Source organism: Protofrankia sp. Cj3 (assembly GCF_917627355.1).
In the GTDB taxonomy this organism is placed as follows: Bacteria; Actinomycetota; Actinomycetes; order Frankiales; family Frankiaceae; genus Protofrankia.
In genome coordinates this window covers 1-5,952 of sequence record NZ_CAKJTR010000248.1, presented here as the reverse complement: position 1 = coordinate 5,952, position 5,952 = coordinate 1, and the positions used below count along the sequence as shown (strand labels likewise).

At 62.4% G+C, this 5,952-nt stretch carries 7 protein-coding genes; 3 read left to right on the top strand and 4 right to left on the bottom strand.

Features of this window, described 5'->3' with window-relative positions; genetic code table 11:
* Positions 1 to 424: DUF5615 family PIN-like protein (locus tag MJ783_RS21500; protein ID WP_239313274.1), on the top strand; the 424-nt coding region annotated here is incomplete at its 5' end.
* Between the two features lie 619 nt (positions 425 to 1,043).
* On the opposite strand, the gene MJ783_RS21495 is transcribed toward MJ783_RS21500, so the two are convergent.
* The 4 genes from MJ783_RS21495 to MJ783_RS21480 all read right to left on the bottom strand — a co-directional run bounded on the left by MJ783_RS21495 (position 1,044) and on the right by MJ783_RS21480 (position 4,991).
* On the bottom strand, positions 1,044 to 1,259 hold the full coding sequence (locus MJ783_RS21495; protein WP_239313272.1) for a hypothetical protein: 216 nt from the start codon (positions 1,257 to 1,259) through the stop codon (positions 1,044 to 1,046).
* 359 nt (positions 1,260 to 1,618) lie between these two features.
* On the bottom strand, positions 1,619 to 2,806 hold the full coding sequence (locus MJ783_RS21490; RefSeq protein WP_239313270.1) for a hypothetical protein: 1,188 nt from the start codon (positions 2,804 to 2,806) through the stop codon (positions 1,619 to 1,621).
* A gap of 254 nt (positions 2,807 to 3,060) precedes the next feature.
* Complete coding sequence (locus tag MJ783_RS21485; RefSeq protein WP_239313269.1) at positions 3,061 to 3,618, bottom strand: flavoprotein; 558 nt, start codon at positions 3,616 to 3,618, stop codon at positions 3,061 to 3,063.
* Positions 3,615 to 4,991: a hypothetical protein gene (locus tag MJ783_RS21480; RefSeq protein ID WP_239313268.1), complete on the bottom strand. Its 1,377-nt coding sequence runs from the start codon at positions 4,989 to 4,991 to the stop codon at positions 3,615 to 3,617. The genes MJ783_RS21485 and MJ783_RS21480 overlap by 4 nt, the downstream gene beginning before the upstream one ends.
* Positions 4,992 to 5,248: 257 nt before the next feature.
* On the opposite strand from MJ783_RS21480, the gene MJ783_RS21475 reads away from it, so the two are divergent.
* Positions 5,249 to 5,449, top strand: a complete 201-nt coding sequence (locus MJ783_RS21475; RefSeq protein WP_239313266.1) for a hypothetical protein — start codon at positions 5,249 to 5,251, stop codon at positions 5,447 to 5,449.
* Positions 5,449 to 5,952, top strand: a 504-nt coding sequence (locus tag MJ783_RS21470; protein ID WP_239313263.1) for a hypothetical protein, incomplete at its 3' end; no start/stop codon positions are given. The genes MJ783_RS21475 and MJ783_RS21470, both read left to right, overlap by 1 nt.

Here is a 5,952-nt window from a genome sequence, read left to right as displayed (position 1 = left end):
CGGCAGCGGCCTACGGCGCGCGTCTGGCGCGGGAGGACCTTGTGCCGCTCCGCACCGCGCCGTGAAGGTCAAGCTCGACGAGGGCCTCCCAGCCTCGCTCGCCGAGCGCCTGGCCAAGCACGGGATCGACGCGGACACCGTGTTCGCCGAGAACCTCTCGGGCCACTCGGATCCGGAGGTGCTGGCCGCCGCGGTCGCCGAGCAGCGAATCGTGTTTACCCTCGACCGCGGTTTCGGGAACATCCGCGCCTATCCACCGGGATCGCATAGCGGGATCGTCGTCTTCCGACTTGACAACCAGTCCGCACGCGCCGTGTCCTCTGCCGTCGAAGACCTTGTCACGCATCATGACCTCGCCGACCTCGCGGGAGCCGTGACGGTAGTGCATCGTGGTCTTCTCCGCATCCGACGCGGTAGCGGCTGACAGGCAAGACGCGAGGACGTTCGGGGAGCGTAGGCGGTGTGTGACCGGCTCGGTCGTGCGCAGTCTCGGGGACACCGAGGGATTATGAGGGACTTCCGGAAACGTCGCTGACCTGGGCAGATGTCGTGTGACGTCTGCCGTCGTTTTTGGGTGTTTTTCATCGTCGTGCGGACTGTTTGCGGACCGGATCGGCGGGCTGTGGCGGTGCTCGTGGTGTTTCCCGTTTCTGTGTCCCGTCTCCCGGTCAGTGCTGGTGCGCGGGGCGTCGGTCGGGTCACGCGTGGCGCAGCCAGTCCGCGGGACCGCCCGAAGGGCGTCCTTGACGCGGCCGACGACCCGTCAGATCATCGGGCGTCCGGTCACGAATGGGCACCCAACGTGAGCGGTCGATCTCGCAATAGTCGCGCCGGGGTCACCGGCAGCGAGTCGGAAGGTACTCCACCCGGGAGCACAGCAGCGACAGACTCACAGATCCGTAGCCGTCGGTGCACCATCCATGAACGTCTACCGAACGTCCATCGGTGCAGGGTATGGGCTCGGCGATGTCCGCCGACGTCCATAGATTCCGGCGAGTCGCCGAACGATCACGAGCCGTACGCCACATCGGTGGGCTCAATCGTCAAGAGGTTCTATCGATAATAGATCTTCTGGCTGCTGCGGCCCGCTCGTGAACTGCCTTAAGGATCTTGTCGCGCTGATCTTGTTGATTCGGGTCCTCTAGCGACTCCCGAAGCTGCGCCCGCTGCTCTTCTTCTTGCCGGATGGTGTCCGGGTCAAGGCCGGGAACATCGACGATCTGACCCAGTGGTCCGGGAACTGCTGCGATCCTGATCATTTTTCGCCTCCGCACGGTAGGAACATATCATTACTTTTGTAGTTTATCGAGGGTTACGTCGCATGTCCGGCCAGCGGACCTCCGGTATTTTATCTACTGCAATGCGACGCAAGGCGACCACTCAGCGCAGTCGATTCAGTTGATCACGGTCGGATGCGCGCATGAAACTTCACTTCGACGGTCGCGTGAAAGAAGAGAGCAAGTGCTGCCGCAAAGCAAAGGAGCGCTGTAATAAACATTGGAGCACCTCGCACTCCAAGTGCTATAGTGAATGCGGTGACGAGGCTAAGAAACGCCGTAAATCCCGTCATTACTAAAGGGAATCTAGGCTACTGGACTTTAGCACGTGCCCTGACCTGCTATATTGCGATTGCCTTCGGTCCAGTAACCCCATTTCGGATTAGTAGTCGCAGGCGCGCCAGTTTCCTAAATAGAAGCTGATGCTCTCCTTTCTCGACTGCGATCGCCGAGGTAAGCCCAGGAACAAAAACCAGCAGGCTCACCACGCTGCCGATTGTGACATTCTTACCCCATTCGGCAGAAAGGCCGATATAGAGTGTCATCGCCAGCAATAGTAGAATCGTGAGCGCATTGGCCGCCAGGAGTAGGCAGAACGCGCCATTCAAAGTAGGTGCAAGGCTGATCTCGACGAAATTGCGACGGAATGCCGTCAAGCGTCGAGAGAACAGTACGCCGCCATGTCGATCTGCTGGCGTCCGGGCAATCTCCTGCAAGGAAGATCTGTCACCTTGAGTTATATCATGTACCGTACTCAGAAAATCTTTACTATAGAACCATATCTTGGCCTTCCTCAGACTTAGACCCACTGGCGGCCTGATATCTAGATAGTATGCTTCCGACCACCATGGCGCACCTAATTCGACAGCGACACTTTCATCGGCGTTTCGGAATGGCGAGGCGGCATGTTCCGTCCTCTCTTGAATTGCCACAATCGGTTTTTCGAGATCCGAAACTTGGTAGACTGCGAACACTAGGGCGTTTTGACTCAAATATCGCAGCCAGTTAGCAAAAGTTGGAATATCGCGACAGATCTCGGGTTCACTTCTCTCTAGCTGTATTCGAGCCGGTTCGGCGACACCTGGTCGACTTTTAACAACTTTTTCAGTAGCAAGCCATAGCTTGTAGGCTCTATCGGGGGCCGAGCCAACCGCGGTAGACACCATCGAAAAGATCGCATTACTTGTGAGCTGCAGCGAAGTTGGCACATCCAGTGCAGGTAGCATCGCGCCGGAGGATGTCTCGAGAGATGCGCTCGTCCGCATCTCTTTGGCGAACATTCCCACCGGTACTGCCACGGCTCTACCATCATGCTTTAGTTCTGCGAATTCACTGCGTTTAATGACCTTCCCTGCGTCGATATCAATCCGCGTCCGAATCCTGACGCGGCTATCGTCGCCAAATTGAAGCGTGTCATAGCGATGTGAAACCCATTTATCTGGCCAAGAAAGCAAATTGGTCGCAAATCTGACGAAATCCTTGTTGTTGACAGGAACCGACATGCGGTCATCATTGGAAGGGGAAGACATATGGGTATCCTCGACACGTTCGACATCAGGTATCTAAAGGTGTCCCCCCGGTTGCGGTGAGGAAAACTGTCGACTCTGTTGAAGTCTTGCTGAGAGCCTTTGTCGGCATAGACTCGCACATTGCATGCTTGTCGCCTATGATGCGTTCGCCTCGATCGAGGCAAACGTGTGATTGCCGCTGGATCTTAAACAGAACAATTCGGCAGAGCTACCGGGTTGCTGCCTGGATGTGGGTCGGCGCGGCGCGTGATACCTCAGTCGGTCAGGGCGCGGTCGGCTTCGTCGAGAGCTAGGTGCCATGGGAAGGTGTCGAATTGCTGGTCGCCCGTGTGCGGCGCGTGTGGCTGCCAGGTGTCAGGACCGATGAGGATGCGGGCTCCGGCCTCGCGTAGATCAGCGATGCTGCGCTGGAAGGCGAAGTGCGAGGCCAGGGCCGAGTTGATGAACGGCAGCACGACGACCGGAATGCCGAGTCCGAAGGTTTCGGCTAGGACACCCAGGGCGTAGTTGTCGCTCGTTCCGGCCGCCCACTTGTTGATCGTGTTGTAGGTGGCCGGTGCTACGATGATCGCGTCGGCTGGGGGGAACGACTGTGACCGCGATTCGTCGGGTTGCCGGTAGGCGCTTTTCACGGGACGGCCGGTCTGCGCTGCGAGCGCCGCCATGTCGATGAACGCTGTTGCGGTCGGGGTGGCTATCAGGCAGACCTCCCATCCACGGGCCTGGGCGAGGCGGACGAGACGTCCGACGAACGGCGCTGTTCCCGCGGCGCAGACGACGATGTACAGGACCCGGCGGGTGCTTGTGTTCACGCCGCGACGCCCACGCGGTCCGCGAGTGCGGAGGCGGTGAGCCGTGCTGATCCCGTGGTGTTCGTGAGGATGTGACGGATCAGTTGATGGGAACGTGGTCTTCTGCTGAGTTCTTCGGGTGCCGTCTTCTCGGTGGCGATGAGCGCGTCTACCGCTTGGTTGTAGCTGCCCCGCTGGCTGTGTGCCCGTGCAACGTCCACGAGGAAGGCTGCTCGCCGTTCGACGACGGGAACGCCCGCGAGATCGATACGTCGCGCATGGTCGAGGGCGGTTCCCGCGTCGCCGAGGACGACGGCGATGTGGACGCGGTGCAGGGAGATGTTCGTGGGGCCGAAAGCTGTCCACTGCTCGTTGCCGTCGCCGCTGATGTGCCGCGCGGCGGTGGCGGCTTCGTCGAGCAGTGTCAGGGCGTCGTCGCGCTGGTCGGCGTGGGCGGCGGCGATGGCTCCTCGGAGCAGGAGGGCGCCGTAGACGGAGAGGGTCACCGGTGTGGGGTGTTCCCAGGTGTGAGCGAGTCGCGTGGCCTCCTGGCTGGCGAGCGTTGCCGCGTCGGTGAACTGTCGGGCGCGCATGAGCGCGTGTGTGACCACGCGTGCGCTTGATGCGATGTCGATCGGGTTTCCTGATCGGATCGCGGCGCGCATGCTGCGGTCGGCGGCAAGCCAGGCCGGACCCTCGTGGCCTCGTTTCAGTTCGACGCTGGCGGCCACGTGGTACGCCTGCGCGCGCAGGGACTCAAGTGCCGTCTCGGTGTCATAGCGGGTGGTGCGTACCGCGTCGACGGACGACAGAACGCCGGGAAGGACAGTGATCAGTTCTGTGTACCGGCAGGACTGATAGGCGTGCTTGGCACGGGCTACCGCCTGGCTCAGGTCTTCGTGCGAGATCCCGTGATCGGCATCAGTGCTGTCTGGCGGTCTGACCGACGCGGTGAGATGGACGGTGGGGATGCGTGCGTCCTCGCTGCCACTGAGGGCGGCGCCGATGGCTGCTTTGCCGAGTTTGAGGACGGTTCGTCGCCGCATGTGTTCTTCCTCATCGTCGCTGTCTCGATGGGTGACGGTCTCGCGGTCGTCCAGACCGTGTTGTCGCGCCGGGCGGTGAAATCCCAGGTCTTGGTCGGTGTCGGCGCGCAGGATCGCGCGCAGGGCTTGCCGGTAGCGGCGTTGGGGCCAGCGGATGATGCCGCGTTCGAGTTTGCCGAGGTAATTCCCGTCCATCTCGGTGATCGTCTGGTCGTGGTTGTAGATCCAGTGATTGACGTGTTCGGCCAGTTCTTGGCGGGACATCGGTTCGCCGGGCGTCTCGGGTGACGCGGCGCGCAGCCGTGCTGCGCGCAGGTGGTCGTTCGGTAATGTCGCGGCCCGTTTCACGGCGTGATCGTACAAGTGTGGGTACGGCGGGACACGGCTGTGGCCGTGGGCTCGGGATCCTCCCGGTGGTATCCCGTGGGTATCCCTCGTGGGTGACGTCCCCTGGTAGCCAGGATGGGCGGTCAATGGGTGGTGGCGGTTCCGGTCGGGCTGACGTCGGTTCCCCGGCGCGGCGCCGCATTCCCCCCGGTTCCGGGCGGTTCTCCGTCCCCCTTGTGCTGCCCGGAACCGGTCCTGTGTCTTCCGGAGGTGAGTAGATGGACACCGAAGCGGTGGTGTTCGGTCTCGTGCGGTTCGACGGTGAGGGCCGGCGGGTCGGTGAGATCGTGTTGGCGTTCGAGGATGCGCATGCGGCCGAGGGGTACGCCCGTGCGGCTGGCTGGGCGACGTATGCGGTGGGGCCGCTGCGGTTCTCCGCGTCGGTTGTGGCGGTGGATGTCCGTCCGGTGGTGGTCTGATGTCTGTCGAGGACGCGGCCAGGGCGGGGATGACGCTGGCGAGTTTCTCTCGGTCGTACGTGCAGTCGTACGTGCTGGGCCTGCTGGAGCGGGACGTCGCGTACGACGATGACCCAGTGGGGAAGCCACCGCTGAGGGTGGCGGACTACTGGCGGGCGCTGGTGGCGGTACTCACGGTGGATCCGGTGCCGCTGCGGCGGGCGGGGGGACTGGTTACCGGGGTGGAGGCGATGGCGTTCACGCGGGGATACCAGTCTGGGTTGGACGGCGCGGTGATGGCGGTGGGGGAGGCGTGGCGGCCGGGCCTGCTCCACCGACGTCCATCGACGCCTGTCGTGTCCGACGGGCCGAGCCTGGAACCGTCGACCCCCGCCATCCACCGGATCTCCACCGTCCGCACGGGGCTGTCGGGGACACCGCCGACGGCAGTGGACGGGAATGTGATGCAGGGTCCGGCGGGGCGGCTGCTGGTGCTGGACGGGGAGGGGGAGGTGGTTGCGTCG

Coding starts and splice junctions, on each gene's coding strand:
- MJ783_RS21495 (WP_239313272.1), bottom strand. CDS start 1,259: ATGATCAGGATCGCAGCAGTTCCCGGACCACTGGGTCAGATCGTCGAT.
- MJ783_RS21490 (WP_239313270.1), bottom strand. CDS start 2,806: ATGTCTTCCCCTTCCAATGATGACCGCATGTCGGTTCCTGTCAACAAC.
- MJ783_RS21475 (WP_239313266.1), top strand. CDS start 5,249: ATGGACACCGAAGCGGTGGTGTTCGGTCTCGTGCGGTTCGACGGTGAG.